Origin of the sequence: Neorhizobium sp. T6_25, from assembly GCF_002968555.1 — a bacterium.
Lineage (GTDB): Bacteria > Pseudomonadota > Alphaproteobacteria > Rhizobiales > Rhizobiaceae > Neorhizobium.
In genome coordinates, this window is the sequence record NZ_PVBL01000025.1 from 1 (window position 1) to 15187 (window position 15187).

The 15187-nt window shown below is 57.8% G+C and carries 16 protein-coding genes and 5 pseudogenes; 8 read left to right on the forward strand and 13 right to left on the reverse strand.

The window, feature by feature from the left end:
* Positions 1 to 185: 185 nt before the first annotated feature.
* Positions 186 to 431, forward strand: a complete 246-nt coding sequence (locus C5L10_RS25780) for a hypothetical protein (RefSeq protein ID WP_105431988.1) — start codon at positions 186 to 188, stop codon at positions 429 to 431.
* Here C5L10_RS25780 and C5L10_RS25785 read toward each other — a convergent pair.
* A pseudogene (locus C5L10_RS25785) lies at positions 399 to 2184 on the reverse strand (thiamine pyrophosphate-requiring protein). The gene C5L10_RS25780 and the pseudogene C5L10_RS25785 sit on opposite strands and share 33 nt — an antisense overlap.
* 222 nt (positions 2185 to 2406) lie before the next feature.
* Positions 2407 to 2517: a DUF982 domain-containing protein gene (locus C5L10_RS34985; RefSeq protein ID WP_172717182.1), complete on the reverse strand. Its 111-nt coding sequence runs from the start codon at positions 2515 to 2517 to the stop codon at positions 2407 to 2409.
* On the opposite strand from C5L10_RS34985, the pseudogene C5L10_RS25790 reads away from it, so the two are divergent.
* A pseudogene (locus C5L10_RS25790) lies at positions 2466 to 2911 on the forward strand (transposase); the annotation flags it as partial. The gene C5L10_RS34985 and the pseudogene C5L10_RS25790 sit on opposite strands and share 52 nt — an antisense overlap.
* A 475-nt stretch (positions 2912 to 3386) precedes the next feature.
* On the opposite strand, the gene C5L10_RS25795 reads toward C5L10_RS25790, so the two are convergent.
* From C5L10_RS25795 to C5L10_RS25825, 7 genes and pseudogenes are all read right to left on the reverse strand, one after another.
* Complete coding sequence (locus tag C5L10_RS25795) at positions 3387 to 3836, reverse strand: hypothetical protein (protein ID WP_172717183.1); 450 nt, start codon at positions 3834 to 3836, stop codon at positions 3387 to 3389.
* On the reverse strand, positions 3824 to 4135 hold the full coding sequence (locus tag C5L10_RS25800; protein WP_105431990.1) for a hypothetical protein: 312 nt from the start codon (positions 4133 to 4135) through the stop codon (positions 3824 to 3826). Before C5L10_RS25800 ends, C5L10_RS25795 begins: the two co-directional genes overlap by 13 nt.
* A gap of 262 nt (positions 4136 to 4397) precedes the next feature.
* Positions 4398 to 4574: a hypothetical protein gene (locus C5L10_RS33820; protein WP_172717184.1), complete on the reverse strand. Its 177-nt coding sequence runs from the start codon at positions 4572 to 4574 to the stop codon at positions 4398 to 4400.
* Positions 4575 to 4644: 70 nt separating this feature from the next.
* Positions 4645 to 5622 (reverse strand): hypothetical protein, encoded by a 978-nt coding sequence (locus tag C5L10_RS25805; protein WP_105431991.1) that lies wholly within the window; start codon positions 5620 to 5622, stop codon positions 4645 to 4647.
* A gap of 2 nt (positions 5623 to 5624) precedes the next feature.
* A complete protein-coding gene (locus C5L10_RS25810) occupies positions 5625 to 6017 on the reverse strand; it encodes a PAAR domain-containing protein (RefSeq protein ID WP_105431992.1) in 393 nt (130 codons plus the stop codon).
* Positions 6018 to 6461: 444 nt separating this feature from the next.
* A pseudogene (locus C5L10_RS25820) lies at positions 6462 to 6780 on the reverse strand (hypothetical protein); the annotation flags it as partial.
* On the reverse strand, positions 6777 to 7346 hold the full coding sequence (locus tag C5L10_RS25825; protein ID WP_105431994.1) for a hypothetical protein: 570 nt from the start codon (positions 7344 to 7346) through the stop codon (positions 6777 to 6779). The pseudogene C5L10_RS25820 and the gene C5L10_RS25825, both read right to left, overlap by 4 nt.
* 234 nt (positions 7347 to 7580) lie before the next feature.
* Between C5L10_RS25825 and C5L10_RS25830 the strand changes: the two are divergent.
* Positions 7581 to 8364 (forward strand): annotated as a pseudogene (locus C5L10_RS25830) (EAL domain-containing protein); the annotation flags it as partial.
* 900 nt (positions 8365 to 9264) lie between these two features.
* A complete protein-coding gene (locus tag C5L10_RS25835; RefSeq protein WP_371411989.1) occupies positions 9265 to 10068 on the forward strand; it encodes a DUF4172 domain-containing protein in 804 nt (267 codons plus the stop codon).
* A gap of 523 nt (positions 10069 to 10591) precedes the next feature.
* On the opposite strand, the gene C5L10_RS25840 is transcribed toward C5L10_RS25835, so the two are convergent.
* Together C5L10_RS25840 and C5L10_RS25845 are read right to left on the reverse strand one after the other, a co-directional pair.
* Positions 10592 to 10975 (reverse strand): hypothetical protein, encoded by a 384-nt coding sequence (locus tag C5L10_RS25840; RefSeq protein ID WP_371411990.1) that lies wholly within the window; start codon positions 10973 to 10975, stop codon positions 10592 to 10594.
* Positions 10976 to 11023: 48 nt separating this feature from the next.
* A complete protein-coding gene (locus tag C5L10_RS25845; protein WP_105431995.1) occupies positions 11024 to 11665 on the reverse strand; it encodes an HAD family hydrolase in 642 nt (213 codons plus the stop codon).
* Between the two features lie 353 nt (positions 11666 to 12018).
* On the opposite strand from C5L10_RS25845, the gene C5L10_RS33825 reads away from it, so the two are divergent.
* Entirely contained in the window at positions 12019 to 12366 is a 348-nt protein-coding gene (locus tag C5L10_RS33825) for a hypothetical protein (RefSeq protein WP_172717185.1), read from the forward strand.
* Positions 12367 to 12527: 161 nt separating this feature from the next.
* Entirely contained in the window at positions 12528 to 12677 is a 150-nt protein-coding gene (locus C5L10_RS33830) for a hypothetical protein (protein WP_172717186.1), read from the forward strand.
* Between the two features lie 69 nt (positions 12678 to 12746).
* On the opposite strand, the gene C5L10_RS33835 is transcribed toward C5L10_RS33830, so the two are convergent.
* The gene (locus C5L10_RS33835) at positions 12747 to 12965 is read right to left on the reverse strand and encodes a hypothetical protein (protein ID WP_172717187.1); all 219 of its coding nucleotides are present in this window, start codon (positions 12963 to 12965) and stop codon (positions 12747 to 12749) included.
* Positions 12966 to 13291: 326 nt separating this feature from the next.
* Between C5L10_RS33835 and C5L10_RS25855 the strand changes: the two genes are divergently transcribed.
* Positions 13292 to 13927, forward strand: coding sequence for an outer membrane protein (locus C5L10_RS25855; protein WP_105431997.1), 636 nt, complete (start codon positions 13292 to 13294; stop codon positions 13925 to 13927).
* Positions 13928 to 14037: 110 nt separating this feature from the next.
* Positions 14038 to 14281, forward strand: a pseudogene (locus C5L10_RS25860) (ATP-binding protein); the annotation flags it as partial.
* A 77-nt stretch (positions 14282 to 14358) separates the two neighbouring features.
* On the opposite strand, the gene C5L10_RS25865 reads toward C5L10_RS25860, so the two are convergent.
* Positions 14359 to 14976, reverse strand: coding sequence for a hypothetical protein (locus C5L10_RS25865; protein WP_105432077.1), 618 nt, complete (start codon positions 14974 to 14976; stop codon positions 14359 to 14361).
* Positions 14977 to 15187: the final 211 nt, after the last annotated feature.

A 15187-nucleotide genomic window follows, 5' to 3' on the forward strand; every position in this document is an offset into this window, starting at 1 on the left:
CCTCCGCCCCCCTTGCCGGTCGTTCTCGCACGGCTTCGCCCCGCTCGCCCGGACCGGCAGGGCCGCTCGGGCGCAGTTGCGCGGGCCCGCCCGCCCTGCGCTCCGGAAGATGTCTTCGGAAAGACCTGAAGGCAGGAAGTGACCGCTGATGTGCCGGTTCCGAAACCCGGGGAGGAGTGAATCACATGCAGATCCTCAAACTCGATCCCCGCGCGCTGAAGGACAATCCCGACAATTCGCGCCGATCCACATCGTCGCCGCAGGCTGACGCACTGCTTTTGGCGACGGTGAAGGCGGTTGGCATCATCCAGTTAGAGATTTTTTCCGCACACCCTTGCGATCCCTGCCCAGCGGGAATCGCACTGACACCAGGGAGTGCAGTTGAGACGGCCAGCCTGTTATTCCTTCTTGCCTGGAAGGATCGGACTTAGGACCTGTCGCAGCGTACCGCGAATGACTTTGCCGCCTTCCGGATCACCCTTTGTGAGGCTGCTGGCCATGTTCTTCATCTGTTTGAAGGTAAAATGCGGTGGAAGCGGAGGAATTTCCGGATCTGTTTTCACTTCAAGAATAACCGGTCGCTCTGAAGCGAGAGCCTCGTCCCATGCTGCTCCGAGATCTTCCGGCCGCTCGACGAACAACCCTCTCAAGCCGATCAGTTCGGCGAAGCGATGGTAAGGAACGTCCGGGATGCGTTGGGATGCTTCAAACTTGGGATCACCCTCCATGACCCTTTGCTCCCAGGTCACCTGATTGAGATCCTCATTGTTGAAGACGCAGATGATGAAGCGGTGATCGTTCCATTCGTGCCAGTATTTCGACACGGTGATCATCTCGGCCATATTGTTCATCTGCATCGCGCCATCTCCAACCAGGCCAACAACCGGCCGATCCGGATGGGCGAACTTGGCGGCGATGGCGTATGGAACGGCTGCTCCCATCGATGCTAGCCCGCCTGAAAGCGACCCCATCATGCCTGCCTTCATCTTGATGTCGCGGGCATACCAGTTGGCGCAAGAACCGGAATCGCTTGTGAGTATGACGTTGTCTGGCAATCGTGTAGAAAGTTCCCACGCGACCAGTTGCGGATTGACAGGATCGGCCTTCCCGTAAGCCCGTTCTTCAAGCAGCTTCCACCAATCAGCGACCTTGTTTTCGATCTTGGTCCGCCAAATGTTGTCTTTTTGACGGAGCAAGGGGAGAAGCGCGTCAAGCGTGGCTGCTGCATCTCCGACCAGATTGACCTCCATCGGATAACGCAGTGACAACATTCCTGGTTTTAGATCGATCTGCACGCCCCGTGCCTGACCTTCTTTCGGCAGGAACTCAGAGTACGGGAAGCCCGAGCCGATCATCAGCAGCGTGTCGCAATCGCGCATAAGATCCCAGGATGGCTCAGTCCCCAACAGCCCGATTGATCCGGTTACCCAATGCAAAGTATCTGGCAATGCTGCCTTTCCGAGCAAAGCCTTTGCGGCGCCGGCGCCGAGGCGATCGGCGACTGCAATGACGGATTCAGTGGCGTCCAACGCACCGGCACCGACCAGGATGGCAACCCGCTCCCCGGCATTCAGGAGATTTGCCGCGGCTTGAATGTCTTCTTGATGCGGCACGACCTTCGGCGCCCGATATCCAACGCCGGAGTGAACAGTCCCATGCGCACGCGCCGGCTCCTCATACGGCATCTCCTGTAGGTCGTTCGGAAGGATGAGTGCAGTGACGGTGCGGTTGGCGAGCGCGACGCGGATGGCGCGATCAACCAGGTGTCGCACTTGAGAAGGCGTCGTCGCCTGATGAACGAAGTCTCCCGCCACATCTTTGAAGAGTGCCGCGAGATCGGCTTCCTGCTGATAATGCCCCCCGATGGCGGCTCGCGCCTGTTGACCGACAATCGCAAGAACGGGCTGATGATCGAGACGCGCGTCGTAAAGGCCGGTTACAAGGTGGCTGGCGCCCGGTCCGGACGTCGCGATGCAGACACCCAGTTCGCCGGAAAACTTCGCGTAAGCAGCCGCCATGAAAGCCGCCATTTCCTCGTGCCGCGCTTGAACGAACTCGATCGCGTTGTCCGCTCTGTTCAGGGCGCCGAAAACGCCATTGATGCCGTCACCAGGATAACCGAACATTCGTCTGACGCCCCAGGCATGCAAGCGACACAATGAAATCACCTACGGTCTGGGACATAGACAGCCTCCTGGAAGATATCGCAAAGGATCGGGCAAGGCGAACCGTGAGCACGTCCTATTGTTCCTCGCAAGACGCTGTTTCGAGTCAGTGATCACGCAGGATGTGAAACCACAAGTCTCCTACTAGCTGCTCAGCGATATAAGCTCCGTTGTGGCCCTGCCAAAGCCGACACCAAGCCACCGGCCGAAGTCGTACTCATCTCAACCGGCTTAGACTTCGCTAGGCTCTCACACGAGCCTCTGCCGCTGCGGCGAGAAACGCCTCACGCGCTATTTCGCATGAAGCGGTGCCTTCCGAGGCCGCCTTGCAGGTGCGAAGGCGCCGCTTCATACGCATCACCTCGTTCCGCCGGCCATGCCGCCAAGCTGAAGAATGCGGTCGCTGTCGCCGAATCTGGCCGGGACGGAGAGGTACGCTATTTCGGCGAAGTTGATGCATCCGATGCCAGTATGCGCCGCATAATTCAGCAAATAGCCGCGAAGTTGATTGCGTGCATCTCTGCTATGAAGCCGGCCCGACCGGTTATGGCCTCTATCGGCTGATCCAGTCCCTTGGCCATGAATGCGTGGTTGTCGCCCCGTCATTGATTCCAAGGAAGCCTGGCGACCGGGTGAAGACGAACCGTCGAGACGCAGTCACGCTCGCCCGGCTGTTGAGGGCCGGCGAGCTCACGGCAGTGTGGGTTCCCGACGAGGGCCATGAGGCTATGCGCGATCTTATTCGACACGGTAGTCGTAATGGGGGTCGAAGCGGAGACCTTCTGGGGGAACCCAGTCGACGAGAGATCCGCCTACTTCGTGGCGATCTCAACGGCGAAAGAGCGTCTTATCCTTTCTGTCACCTCGAACCGCGAGCGCCCTGAGGGCTGGCCGTCGCACCGTCGTTGGGACGTCGCCCGCGCGCCTCATGCCGAATTCCTGGATTATGCCTTGCTTTATCAATGAGCCTAGTCGGTTTCAGGGTTGTTCAGAAATGAGATGTGAAACGGCACCGAAGGTTGACCCTGTTCGAAAATGCGGTAAGCGCCTGATTGTTTTTGCCAACTCGCAACGAGCTGGGGTTATCACCGGCGCCGATCGTGACCCCACCCGAACTCCATTTTATCGCGGTAAAGCAACGGCTTATGGAGAACATGGTAGGGTCAACCTTCGGTGCTGTTTCACAGCCCGGCACTCGCTCCAGCGACTGGCCCCAACTCGTTAAGCAAGAGTCGACGGGACAAAGCGCACATCTCCCTCCCCGTTGAGATCCATGCCCGCAGCCGGCTCAAGAAACCCGAAGAAGATTTCGCCCTTCGGCGTGAACAGGATGGCCTTGTCGTCGCCGATATCCCGACCGATATCCACGACGACCGACATCCCGAGAAAGATCGAGAGGCGAGATAATTTTGCGGTCACGTCCTCCTCTTCGTAGAGGTAGATGTTCAGTTTCGTGGCAAAGGTTTTGCGTTCGAGCAGCCAGCATTCGGCCACCGAATATTTGTCGAGATAGTCAACGAAGGAGGTGGCAGCGTCCGCACCGTCGAACACGGCCGGGCTCGGCACACCGAAGGCCTCACAAAACCCCGCCTCCAGGCGCTTCAGATCAGGCGCTCCGTCGACGTAGATATCCGCCATAGGTCCGTCGTAAACTAGACTTACTTTCTGCATTTGCGCCAAAGCTCCATGACGGTGTCGATTGCCTGCTGATCCAGGATACCCTTCTTCTTCATGGCCTCGCTGAATTTCTTGGCATTTTCCAGCGAGTTTCCGTTCAGCTGCTGGATAAGCTGGTGCTGGGGACGCGATAGGTCGACGATACCTGGGCCGCTTACGGGATGCAGCGATCCGTTGTGCATGCCGTAGGTGCGGCCGTTGGCGGTCCAGGTCTCGCCCGCCTTCTGCACCTTGCCGGCAATGATGTCGTCAAGATCGCGGTTGATGGCATCCTTGTGATCGGGATCGATCATTGAATTGCGTTGCTTCGTCGGATCTCCACCTTTGGTCTTGCACGGATCATGCCGTCGAACCGGTTTCTTGAGAGCCGAGCAATTACCGCTGCAGTTGTTTCTCTGCCGCGAGGCATTCCCCTGCTGGTCCGCTTTTTGCTGTGCCTGCCGGGGTTGTGCGGGCGGTTTCGACGGGGGCGGGCGTGGTGCGGGTGGACGCGGTACAGTCGGACGGCGCACGCCCCCTTCAGCAGTAGCAGAATTAGTCTGAGAAGGCCCCCCATCAGCCAGTCCGGTGCCAGATGGCGTCCCAGCCATTACCGACGGTGCGTTCAAGCTCCTGCAATAGGTCATCGATCGCATCGTCCGGGTGCTTCGACTGAAGTTGAAAATAGTCACGCGCTTCACCGCTGTCCCGAATGCCGCCACGCGTGATCGACATCAGATAGGCCCATTCCATACGCGCCCGCTCCGAAGCAAGTCCCAGCCGTGTGCCCGACGCCTCATAGGACAGGACCCGATCCATCAATTCATGACCGGAGAGATCCGCCGTCCCCGGATCGACACCGCAGATAGGCCATCACCTTGCGGCGGGATGCCTGCATGCGGACATCCTCGATCATCTCGATCATGTCCCGATCTAGACTTAATGGGCCGCGACCCACAAGCCCTCCGCCAGCCGGCCTGCGCCCGCGCTTGACGCCGCCGCCCCAGACGGCATCGGGGGTGAAGAAAATCTGGTCGGCCGGCCCGAACAGCCGCAAGGCACGCTCCTCGTCGAGAACCGGAAAGACCTGCATCATCACATTGGGATCTGCATGGCGAAACACCACCATCTCGCCCGTATGGTTATTGGGGCTCTCAGGAGCGTCCTCTTGCGCAGCTGCGGCTTCGATCTCGACCCTGTCACCGTCGAACACATCAGATGCAGGGCCGCGCGGAATGATGATGCGGTCTATGCCGCGCAAATGGCGGAAGAGGCCTTCCTCCGTCATCGTTTCGTCGCCGATCCAGAACACGATGGCGGAGCGCCGATCGGCAATCTTCAGGAGCGCTTCAAGTCGGGCAATCACCGTAGCGGTCCGTGGCGTATCGGAAACCGGCAGCATACCGGAGCCGGACGGATCTCCGGCACTAAGGCCGGCCAGCATGATCTCAGATAGCCTTGCCGCCCGCGCCTGCAGCAATTCGTCCGAAAGGTCTCCATCGCCGACCTGGTCATCGTCCGACGTAACCACACCCTCGCCCAATTCCATCACCGCCGGCCTTGAAGGATCGACGAACCAGGGGCCGCCGGCCACGATCGCGTAGTCCCCGCCAGCATGGCGATAAAGCGGGCGATGTGAAACGTCCGCCTCCCGCAGCAGAGACGGGAGGTTGTCGAACCGCGCACCGTCCATAACCGCGAAGATGCGCCGCCCCAATTCCGATGCAATGTCGCTCAAACGCGCCAGCAGCGCTTGGCTGGCATTCGACAGATCCTGTGCCTTCGGCTGCGAATCGATCATGCTCACCCTCTGACCGTCGGCATGGATTGGGCAGCCATGCTGGCTTGGCAGGATGTGCCACCGCTTGCGCCGTTGCCGCCGGCGGCGCCGAGACCCTTGTCGCCGATAAAGACATTGGAGGATCCGGTTTGGGCCTGGCCGCCGCAATCGATGGCATCACTGATGCGTCCCGCCGGCTTGCCATTGATGAAGACCGACGCAGAGCCGGCAGCTAGTTTTCGAGAATGAGCCGGCTGCGGACAGGCTGGGCAGCCGTGTGGCACGTAAGCATCCCCGATCCGCATCAAGGGACGGTCGTTGACATACACGTCCGGGCTGCCGCCGGTCGCCGGCGTTGGTGGGAAGTGGCACGAATGGGCAGAGCCGATATCTGCTCTACGATGGGCTTCAGGCATTCTCTTTTCCTTCACCTAGCCGTCAGCGACCTCATCCGGATGACAGGGCAATTTCATCCGACTATCTGAAACACCTTCGCAACCAGGACGCGGAGCACGACGAAAATGATGGCCACAGAAATGAAAGCTCCAAGGGAATAAGGTCCGAAGTACAACCAGGCAGCGGTGAACGTAAAGATGCCGGCCGGAATGAACAATAAATAGGCGCTCTTTTTGCTGATGATTATCCGCTTCATGGTAGCTTACATTTCCCAGTATTTTTTGACGAGAGTGGGATCGACTTGATCGCCGAAGACGCGCCTGAATTGCTCGTCAGTCATTTGGCCGCTATGAAAACGATCGATCAAAATATTCCGGATCTCTTCCATTTGCTGCAATGCGCTGTGATAGGCGATTGTGCCGCCGACGATGACGATAACACCAGCGACGCCGGCCGCCGCCCCCAATCTGCTTCATCATCGGGCATGAAATCGACCTTGAGCCTGCCGAGGCGCATCCGGCAGATCACATCATCGTCAGCAGGCTCTACGAAACCTTTTGTGCGCAGGTCTTCCAGCAGCATTGCCCATTCATGCAATCCGGCAAGATCGACGATCAGATCGATATCGTCCGTCGATCTGACGTCTTCCAGCGTCACCGGGTCTGTGATGAGCAGCGCCGTTGTGCACCCTCCGACGAAGACGAGACGGTTGCGGAGGTCATCGCCAAGAGCGGTAGCGACGGCCTTCAGCATCTCCAACAGCTGCTCGCGGATCTCAGTCATTTCGCGAGCATCCTTGATTTGAGGTGATCGCTTGCCAGTCCAACTTCGCGCTGGTTGCCAAGTCTGATGGCATCGACCAGAGCCAGATATTCGTAGAGGTGCTGGTCTTTCAAGGCTGCTTCCGGCACGCTCTTGAACAAAGGTTCCACCGATTGCCCCATCTCTCGCCCTTCGGCGGATGGCCACACATAGTTGTAGCTTCCGCCGCTGACGAGCAATCCTTCGAGCATCGGGGCCGCGAACGCCGTCGGGATGCCGCGTTGCATTGAGCCCGGGTTTGCGGGGAACACGAACCTCAAACCGTGAATGATGAAGTTGAACAGGTTTCGTCGGTGTGGGCGTGGTTCATTTTTCGCGTTGTCCTTCCGCGCGATACCGGATGCTACGCTTCGCTTGATGGATTGGGCAATTTCTGTTTTGCTGATGCCCGTGAGATTTTCCAGATTTCGGACAGCATAGGGATCCCCGCCAATCGATTCCGATCGCAGTCGCTCTGAGCCCTTCTCGAGCTCTTGATCCTGCAAGCTGATCAATTTCAGCAGGACGACAATATCCTGACTTTTCATTATGTCTGTCCTTTGTCCTAGGACTGAGGACATTAGGAGGTATCCAATTGTTTTGTCAAATATAACAAATGTAAGTGCCGTGGGGCGGGCATAATGAGCTGGTGTCTCATACATAGATCGGAGTGGCACGCATGTTAGCCGGATGGGAATGTTGACTCCTTGTTGAAGTGAACCCGTCGAGCCACAGACCGCTCGATGACCTGCCATTTTTGGAAGCAAGTAGCTGCCACGATTCCGGAACTGGATCGGGATCGTCTACGCGTGGCCGAACTCGAAAAGGAACTGCGCGATGCTCTGGCGTCGGGAGAGGTGCAGCCGGTGTTCCAGCCGCTGGTCTCAGCGACGATGGGGAGGATCACGGGTGTCGAGGCTCTCGCGCGTTGGCGCGGCAAAAATGGTCCTGTCAGCCCCGAAGTCTTCATCCCGCTGGCTGAAAAATCGGGCCTTATCGACGCGTTGGGCGCAGCGATACTCAGGGCTTCCCTTCGTGAGGCGCGTGCCTGGCCGGGCTTTAGCCTTTCGGTCGACGTGTCTCCGATTCAATGTGCAACCCTGATTTTGCACCGTTTGTCATCTCAACCTTGAACGAGACTGGCTTCGATCCAAGGCGACTTACTCTCGAAATCACCGAGGGTGTTTTGATGTCGAATCCAGACCAGGCTCGCCGCGCTATGGACGCGTTGAAGGCTATCGGCGTTGGGTTCGCTCTGGATGATTTTGGTTGTGGTTACACGAGTATCGGAGCGCTGCGGCAGTTCGGCTTTGACCGGATGAAAGTCGATCGTTCGTTGGTCTGGGCGCTCGAGGAGGGTCAGGGGGAAGGCATACTCCATGCCACGATCGCGCTCGCGACAGCGCTCGGGATCCCGGTGACGGCGGAAGGTGTCGAAAACCCTCACCAGGCAGGAGTGCTTAGGCGTGCCGGCTGTGATTTGCTGCAGGGCTACCTGTCCGTAAGCCGGTATCCGGTGATGAGATAACCGGAGCTCTAATGGAGAAGGCCGCTACTACTGCCTGAGGTGCTCGCAAGGGCAGCCACTAACCTGGGGTCTATTCCGTTTTGGCCGCCCGCGCAGTCAACACCTTCTTGGACGCGGATGTTGCCGCGACCGTGACCTAGCTAGCGATCTCGAACAGCGTGCGACCGTCCTCTATGAAACGAACTGGGAGCGCCACGAGGACGGGCACTAGTCGGAGTCTCGGCCTCGATTGTCATGCCGCCACTTGCTCGCATAGGCATACCGTACCAATGCCTGGTTACGGCCTGTTAAGCATAACTTCTCTGGACACCTCGCTCCGGGAACAGCGGCATACGAACGGCGTTTGGCCTCGCAAAGTCGGAGGCGCATATGGACGTGTGGTTTTTTTGGGGAGCTGCCGCGTTGCAGCTTTGGTTTGGCTTTTATCTCATTCGCAGCAATTTCTGCGGCAAATATTCCCACGAACTGCTGGCGGCTTGGAACGTCTACTCTACCTCCCCAGCGACATGGGAGCATGAGATCGTGCCAGAGTCAAATTTGGACTCCCCACACGTAAGAAAAGGCTAGGGAGCAGATGACGCTTGCACCGTCTTGATCGTTTTTCGCTTCAAGTTTGAATCTGATGAAGATCGGACAAAGCCCGGTGCTTAGCTGCGGCGGCCTTCAGTGCTTCGACGGTTCGGTTTCCCTCTCGAAAAAGGTTGAAAATCACTGCAGCTGCTAACTCTTGTCAAGCGAAGTGAAGATTTGACCCCGCCTATTGCCTCACCCACGAGCGGAGGTAAGGGCTGGTCGAGGTTACGGCGCTTGGGTAAGCAACTTAAGTGCTCATATCGGGGTTTGCGGCGAATACAGGCTTAATCCCCGCAGAACATGCGGCGATTAAGCCTGTGTCACGCGGCGAATATGAAGTACTATCTCCGCAGGAGGGGCGGAGAATGTCAACATATATCCATGAGCGAGAGGACTGGCCGCAGTTCCGTTGGGACGATGCGCGCATTACGAGGCTGCTCGGCGAGGTCAGGCACCGGCAGGGCCGGTTCATCGGGCGCATGGAAGCGCTCGGGTTCGATCTGCGAGCTGAGGCGGTCCTTGCGACGCTCACGCAGGATGTTCTCAAATCCAGCGAGATCGAAGGTGAAATCCTCGACAAAGAGCAGGTTCGATCATCCATCGCGCGCCGCCTTGGGATCGACATCGGCGCGCTCGCACCTACCGACCGCGACGTTGAAGGTGTGATCGAGTTGAGGCTTGATGCCACGCAAAACTTTGCGAAACCCTTGACCGATGATCGGATATTGGCGTGGCATGCAGCGCTCTTCCCGACAGGCCGGAGCGGCATGACAAGGATCGTTGTCGGCGCGTGGAGGGACGAGCGCGCTGGCGCTATGCACGTGATCTCAGGCCCGATCGGGCGCGAGCGCGTTCACTTCGAAGCGCCCGGTGCGGGGAGGCTCGATGCAGAGATGGCAGGGTTTCTTAAATGGTTCGAGAAAGAAACGCCGCTCGATCCCGTCGTGAAAGCAGCACTCGCCCACCTCTGGCTTGTCACGATCCACCCGTTTGAAGACGGCAGCGGCCGAATCGCACGTGCGATCGCGGACTTGGCGCTAGCGCGCTCCGAGCGAAGTCCTCAGCGCTTCTACAAGCATGTCCGCGCAAATTCGCGTCGAACGCAAAACGTACTACGACATTCTGGAGGCGACCCAGAAAGGCGATCTCGACATCACACCTTGGCTTAGAATGGTTCCTGGCTTGTCTGGGCCGCGCGATCGGCGCCGCGGAAGACGTGCTCGCAATTATTCTAGGAAAGGGGCCAGACAGTAAAACGTGTCGTAGGCCATGAGGACCTCACGCGGCAGGCGTTGCCAATCGGGCGCTTACGGCGGCTTCGTTCGCAATATTCTCTGCAAGCGGAGCAGCCAACGTCAGCTACCGTACTCAGGCTCGAGAACCAGAACTTAGGAAAGAAGCCAATGTTAGATAGGCCCAATGTTGACGCCCCGTTGCCGTTTCTTAGGGGATGAAGATTCAGCAATGACCAGGCTTCGTCAAATAAAAAAAGGCTCGCTGCGAACGAGCCTGTTTTGAGTTGGGCATCTCGGCTAGGGGTAGAACCGTTATTGATGCTCTAGCAATCCAAAGCGACAACTGAAGAGAATGTTCCTTCTCTTTCAGGAACGTTCCCATTTGTCCCGAAGCTGCCCGACGGTGCGACCCTTTGAGATGTAGTATTGCGTACGTCGGATGCTCAAACCGACTTCATCAGCAGCGGCAGCCGTCCCGGTAGCGAGCGCCGAGCAGCAGGCTTCCGATGGCTCCGGGCAGCGCTGTTGACGGCTCATTGGCAATGATCGCGCAGCTATCGCTGTGTATACACTTGATCCTCAGCCAGTCGCCCGTCCGGCCGGACCGGTATGGCCGTTCGCTATGCTTGGCGATGATGCCTTTCAAGCCGAGCCGGCATGCGTGGGGGCGAAAATCATTCGGATCGGCGCCCAGCTCTTCCGAAATCCTGATGGCTCCGGTCTGCTCGTCGAGTACATCCTCAAGAAGATGTCTGCGCGCGTCATATTCGAGGCCGCGCAGATCGTGCCCGTCGAGATAAAGAAGATCGAACGCTGAACTCGACGCACTGCTGGAGGCGATGAAGCGGAAGCTGGACTAGACCTTCATGGACTTAAACGGGCACTGACGTTACCCCAATAGATCCTTCAACCGTGGATGCTTTTTGATGTCCTCGACGGAGTTAAAAGTCACCGCATCCCAGCCCGCCCCCTTAGCGAGATCAACGATTTCCGGCTGATCGTCAAAGAATAGCGGTCGCTCTTCGGGATGTATGTCTAGCGCCCGGTTTATCGCTTCGAAAAAGCCAGTGTCTTTCTTCAGTAGGCCAATCTCAGCACTGTAAAATAATCGTTCGAAGTAATCAGAGAACCTCAGCTCGTGCCAGAGATAGTGTGCCCTGTGGTGTTCCTGCCCTGTCGCAACGAAGGTTCGCAGGTTCTGCGACTTCAGGATTGCAGCCAGGGCGACGACCTCCGTCTGCACATTCGAGTCCTTCTCGAACCAATAGCGCACAAAGTCGTCAACGTTCCCCTTGTAGCCAGTCTGAGGCAGGACTTCCGCTAGCGATAATTTCAGATCGGCGCGGCCCTTGACGCATTCAGCCATTCGCGACGAGGCTCTTGTTCCAGCGGCCCCGAAGAAGAGCGTTTGAAAGGCTTGCCGGTCCACACCAAGGTCGGCCTCTATTGTGGCATCCCATGGTTTCCGGCGGGACACATCGGCGTGCCATCCATCTATGAGCACTCCATCCACATCAAAGAAGACCTTCATCCCCACTCCTCGATATCGTAGCTCGCGCAGTGGCAACGGTGTCGCTGCCCTTGCAACCTTTCCGGCATCGTTCCAAGGCTAAGCGAATACCACGGACTGAGCCGCACTGGCCTCAAAAAAAGCCCGCCGAAGCGGGCCGAGTTGAGGGACATTTCTGGAGTAGTCTGGAACGCAGCGGGACTCGGTAAAGTGCTGATGGATGGAAAGGGCCACTGCATCTGTTGCCCGAACTGCGACTGATCACGAACGTTCCCGCGCCGTATGGCGATATCCTCTCCGCCCCTCATTTTTGCGAGGTTTCCTCGTACCGGATAGGGATATACCTCTGCGGGTGATTCTCCGAGGGAGACGGAATGGAATTGGTTGTATTCGGGTATCAGATCGTACCGGGCCGTGACGAGCCACTGGCATTCGCAGCGTCTCTTGAGGAATGCCAGCGAGAAGCCCTATCCGAGCGGGACGAGCTTCGGCGGAATGACCCGGATATCGAACCGCTGGGGCCATGGCGATCTATCGGCTTACCCTGGCATGGCCACATACCGATGGGCTGCGGTCTTGAACGAGAAGACCTCGCTGCTCGACGCCATCGTCTCGACCGCAAGCTTGTGGGTCTGGTGGCCGACAGAACGCCGGAAGTTCGTTCTCGTCCCGACATGGTCATCTTCACTCAAAAAGAAGCCCGCCGAAGCGGGCCGAGTTAGTTGAACGAAGGAGGACGACGGGGAACAGGCATTGGGAGACGCGCTGCAATCAACCTCCGCGTTCGGTGCATAAACTAGAGCATTTCATAGAAGTTGCGAGTGGCGGGAAATATTTCCACACTTACCGGTAGGCGGCAGAGCGGCCGCCCCCTAGCGAACGAGTGACCACGGATCAACGCCGATTCGTCACTCCGGTGCAGGTCGGCAACATGGGCGAAGCCCGCGTCAATCCCCCGAACTGCGGGCTTTCGCAGCCGGGGCTCTTCTTTGCCCGACCCATTCCCGAAGTTAAGCCTATGGCGCTGAAGTGATCAATTCATACAGGGGCATATTGAGGTGGGTAAGCTAAAGTCGCGACGCCAAGGAGATTTCCCGTCAGTTCAGCGAATAGTACAGCATTCAAAACCTTCCACCCACGCTAAAAAATGCTCGGGGTCAGAAACTGCGCTGTAGGGACAGGAACTAGCATCTCCTCGATGCTTCGCGACTTGGGTTCCTTGCTCGAACGCCAGCAAGAGAGCTTCCTCAATGTCCAGCGGCGAGCCGCCAAATTCCCGGTCGATGTATGCGGTGAAAATCTCTTTGCAGCGAGCATCCAATTTGCCCCCTCCAATCTCACAACAGAGAAGCCATTTGATCAACGGATGCCATTGTCCCGAATGGACCTGTACTGCGTATGAACGCTGGACCGGCCAATGAAAAAGCCCCGCAGCCGGTTAAGGCTACGGGGCAGTAAGTACAGAGGGAACGCAAGACAGCCCTAACAGGACAAGCGGCTTTGAACTAGACCTTGCAGGTCAGCTTTTCCACAAAGCCGTCAGTCCCGGCTTGGCATATGTCAAGTCTCCAATGAGTGTGGCCAATCGAACACAGCTTTTACAGGTAAATCTGTTACTCTGCCCGCGAAGGTTCATGGAGATCCCGAATGAAAAAGATGTTGCTTATTTCTGCTGCCCTGCTGGCATGTGCCGGTGTTGCCAACGCTGCAGACGCAGTTTCGGAAGTTCCCGCGGCACCGGCTGCCGAAGAGGTTGCACCCGTTTTCACGTGGTCGGGACCGTATTTCGGTATCCAGGGCGGCGGCGCCTGGATGGATGCTGACGTTTCGGCCGGCGGCGGAAGCATCACTGAAAGCCTCGACGGCGGCATTCTCGGCGCCTTTGTCGGCTATAACTGGCAGTTCTCGAACGGTTTCGTAGCCGGCCTCGAAGGAGATGTGGACTACAACTGGAATGAGGAGAATCTCGTTGGCCCAGTTGAAATGAAGACTGATTGGGCCGGTTCGGTTCGCGGTCGTGTTGGTTACGCGTTTGACCGCGCCCTGGTGTACGGTGCTGCTGGCTGGACCGGAACGAACTTCAATCTCAGTGGCGGAGGCGTCGATGAAAACGAGACTTTTCACGGCTGGACCGTCGGGGCTGGTGTGGACTACGCCTTCACCGAGAAGATGTTCGGTCGCGTCGAGTACCGCTACAATGATTTCGGCGACCAGGACATTCTGGGTCTGAATTTCGATCTCAAGCAGCATGTCGTCAAAGTCGGTCTCGGCGTAAAGTTCTAAGCAAACAGATCCCTCCCAAGGATATTGAGCCTCGCGAAAGCGGGGCTCTTTTCGTCGTGGCCGGTTCTTGACTCCTTGCAACTTCCTGTCAGTTTCCGGACATGAGCACACGCGGCCGCTTCTTCAACGTCGTTGATCTGGTCAATCGGCTGGAAAACGGAAACGCGCAACGGCAAGCAGGGTCGGATGGCCGATTACCTCACACGCCTCGACTTCATCATCCTCGATGAGCTTGGCTATCTGCCGTTCGCTCAGGCCGGTGGTCAGCTCCTGTTCCACCTGATCAGCAGGCTCTACGAGCGCACCTCGATCATCGTCACGACGAACCTGGCCTTCGGTGAATGGCCGTCGGTCAGCCGGTTAAGGCTACGGGGCTCTAGGTCCGCCATGAAATGCGCGGATCGAATATGCTCTCGAAACGATGGATGAGGTCAGCCAGGCGGCTGGGAAAGCCTCTGGCGCTCTACCCTGTCCAGCCTCTCCCTCATGTCCATGATCACGTCGCGGGCGCCGTATATCGCGCCCTGGGCTTGCTTCAGTTCATCCAACTGGCGCTGCTGATCAACGATCCTCTGATCATAAGCGGTCCAGACGCGATCGAGCTCCTTTCGAGGAACCTGTTCCTCCCTGAGCTCTTTGATCATCGAATCGCTTCGCTGCCGATCTTCGGCGCCGCGCTGGGTTCGCCATTCCATTTCCTTCTGCGTCACCATCTTCTCGGAGATAGTTCCAACCGCTGATTTGAGGTCGGTCGTCGCCGCGTTGATAGGCCCATAGGCCAGGCCGCCGGAAATGGTGCAGAAGGTCAGAGCCACGCCGAGCGCCTGCCACTGCGGCTTGTTGCGTTCCGCCATGTTGGTCGAGAGAGCCGCTACCGAGGAGCGCATCTCGGACGACATCGCCGACATGGACGATTCGATCTGCTTGAAGCCACATCGCATTTCGTTCTCAAGATCCGACTGCCGCCGATTGGGATTGGTTACCCGCTCGCCAAGCTTGGCGGTCAAGGCATCCGTATAAACTACTCGGTGTTCTGCGCCATTGGGCATCTCGTCATTCCCTGCCATTGGTCCTGCTGCCCTTTCGTGTGCTCATGCGTTGAATGCTCTCCAGTAGTGTCGAAGGGCGATCTGCCGCGCACTTCGCCGGCGAGAAGGTGAGTTTCGCGGGGGCTTCACGGTCGCGGAGGAATGCGTTTCCAATTTGGCGCTTATCTCGGAACGAAATTCTCTGACTGACGTTGGGAGCATTGGCAGAGTC

What these genes read in the sequence shown, in the direction of transcription:
- C5L10_RS25780 (WP_105431988.1), top strand. Translation starts at nt 186, where the DNA reads ATGCAGATCCTCAAACTCGATCCCCGCGCGCTGAAGGACAATCCCGAC.
- C5L10_RS34985 (WP_172717182.1), bottom strand. Translation starts at nt 2,517, where the DNA reads ATGAAGCGGCGCCTTCGCACCTGCAAGGCGGCCTCGGAAGGCACCGCT.
- C5L10_RS25795 (WP_172717183.1), bottom strand. Translation starts at nt 3,836, where the DNA reads ATGCAGAAAGTAAGTCTAGTTTACGACGGACCTATGGCGGATATCTAC.
- C5L10_RS25800 (WP_105431990.1), bottom strand. Translation starts at nt 4,135, where the DNA reads ATGATCGATCCCGATCACAAGGATGCCATCAACCGCGATCTTGACGAC.
- C5L10_RS33820 (WP_172717184.1), bottom strand. Translation starts at nt 4,574, where the DNA reads ATGGAATGGGCCTATCTGATGTCGATCACGCGTGGCGGCATTCGGGAC.
- C5L10_RS25805 (WP_105431991.1), bottom strand. Translation starts at nt 5,622, where the DNA reads ATGATCGATTCGCAGCCGAAGGCACAGGATCTGTCGAATGCCAGCCAA.
- C5L10_RS25810 (WP_105431992.1), bottom strand. Translation starts at nt 6,017, where the DNA reads ATGCCTGAAGCCCATCGTAGAGCAGATATCGGCTCTGCCCATTCGTGC.
- C5L10_RS25825 (WP_105431994.1), bottom strand. Translation starts at nt 7,346, where the DNA reads ATGAAAAGTCAGGATATTGTCGTCCTGCTGAAATTGATCAGCTTGCAG.
- C5L10_RS25835 (WP_371411989.1), top strand. Translation starts at nt 9,265, where the DNA reads ATGTCAACATATATCCATGAGCGAGAGGACTGGCCGCAGTTCCGTTGG.
- C5L10_RS25845 (WP_105431995.1), bottom strand. Translation starts at nt 11,665, where the DNA reads ATGAAGGTCTTCTTTGATGTGGATGGAGTGCTCATAGATGGATGGCAC.
- C5L10_RS33825 (WP_172717185.1), top strand. Translation starts at nt 12,019, where the DNA reads ATGGAATTGGTTGTATTCGGGTATCAGATCGTACCGGGCCGTGACGAG.
- C5L10_RS25855 (WP_105431997.1), top strand. Translation starts at nt 13,292, where the DNA reads ATGAAAAAGATGTTGCTTATTTCTGCTGCCCTGCTGGCATGTGCCGGT.
- C5L10_RS25865 (WP_105432077.1), bottom strand. Translation starts at nt 14,976, where the DNA reads ATGCCCAATGGCGCAGAACACCGAGTAGTTTATACGGATGCCTTGACC.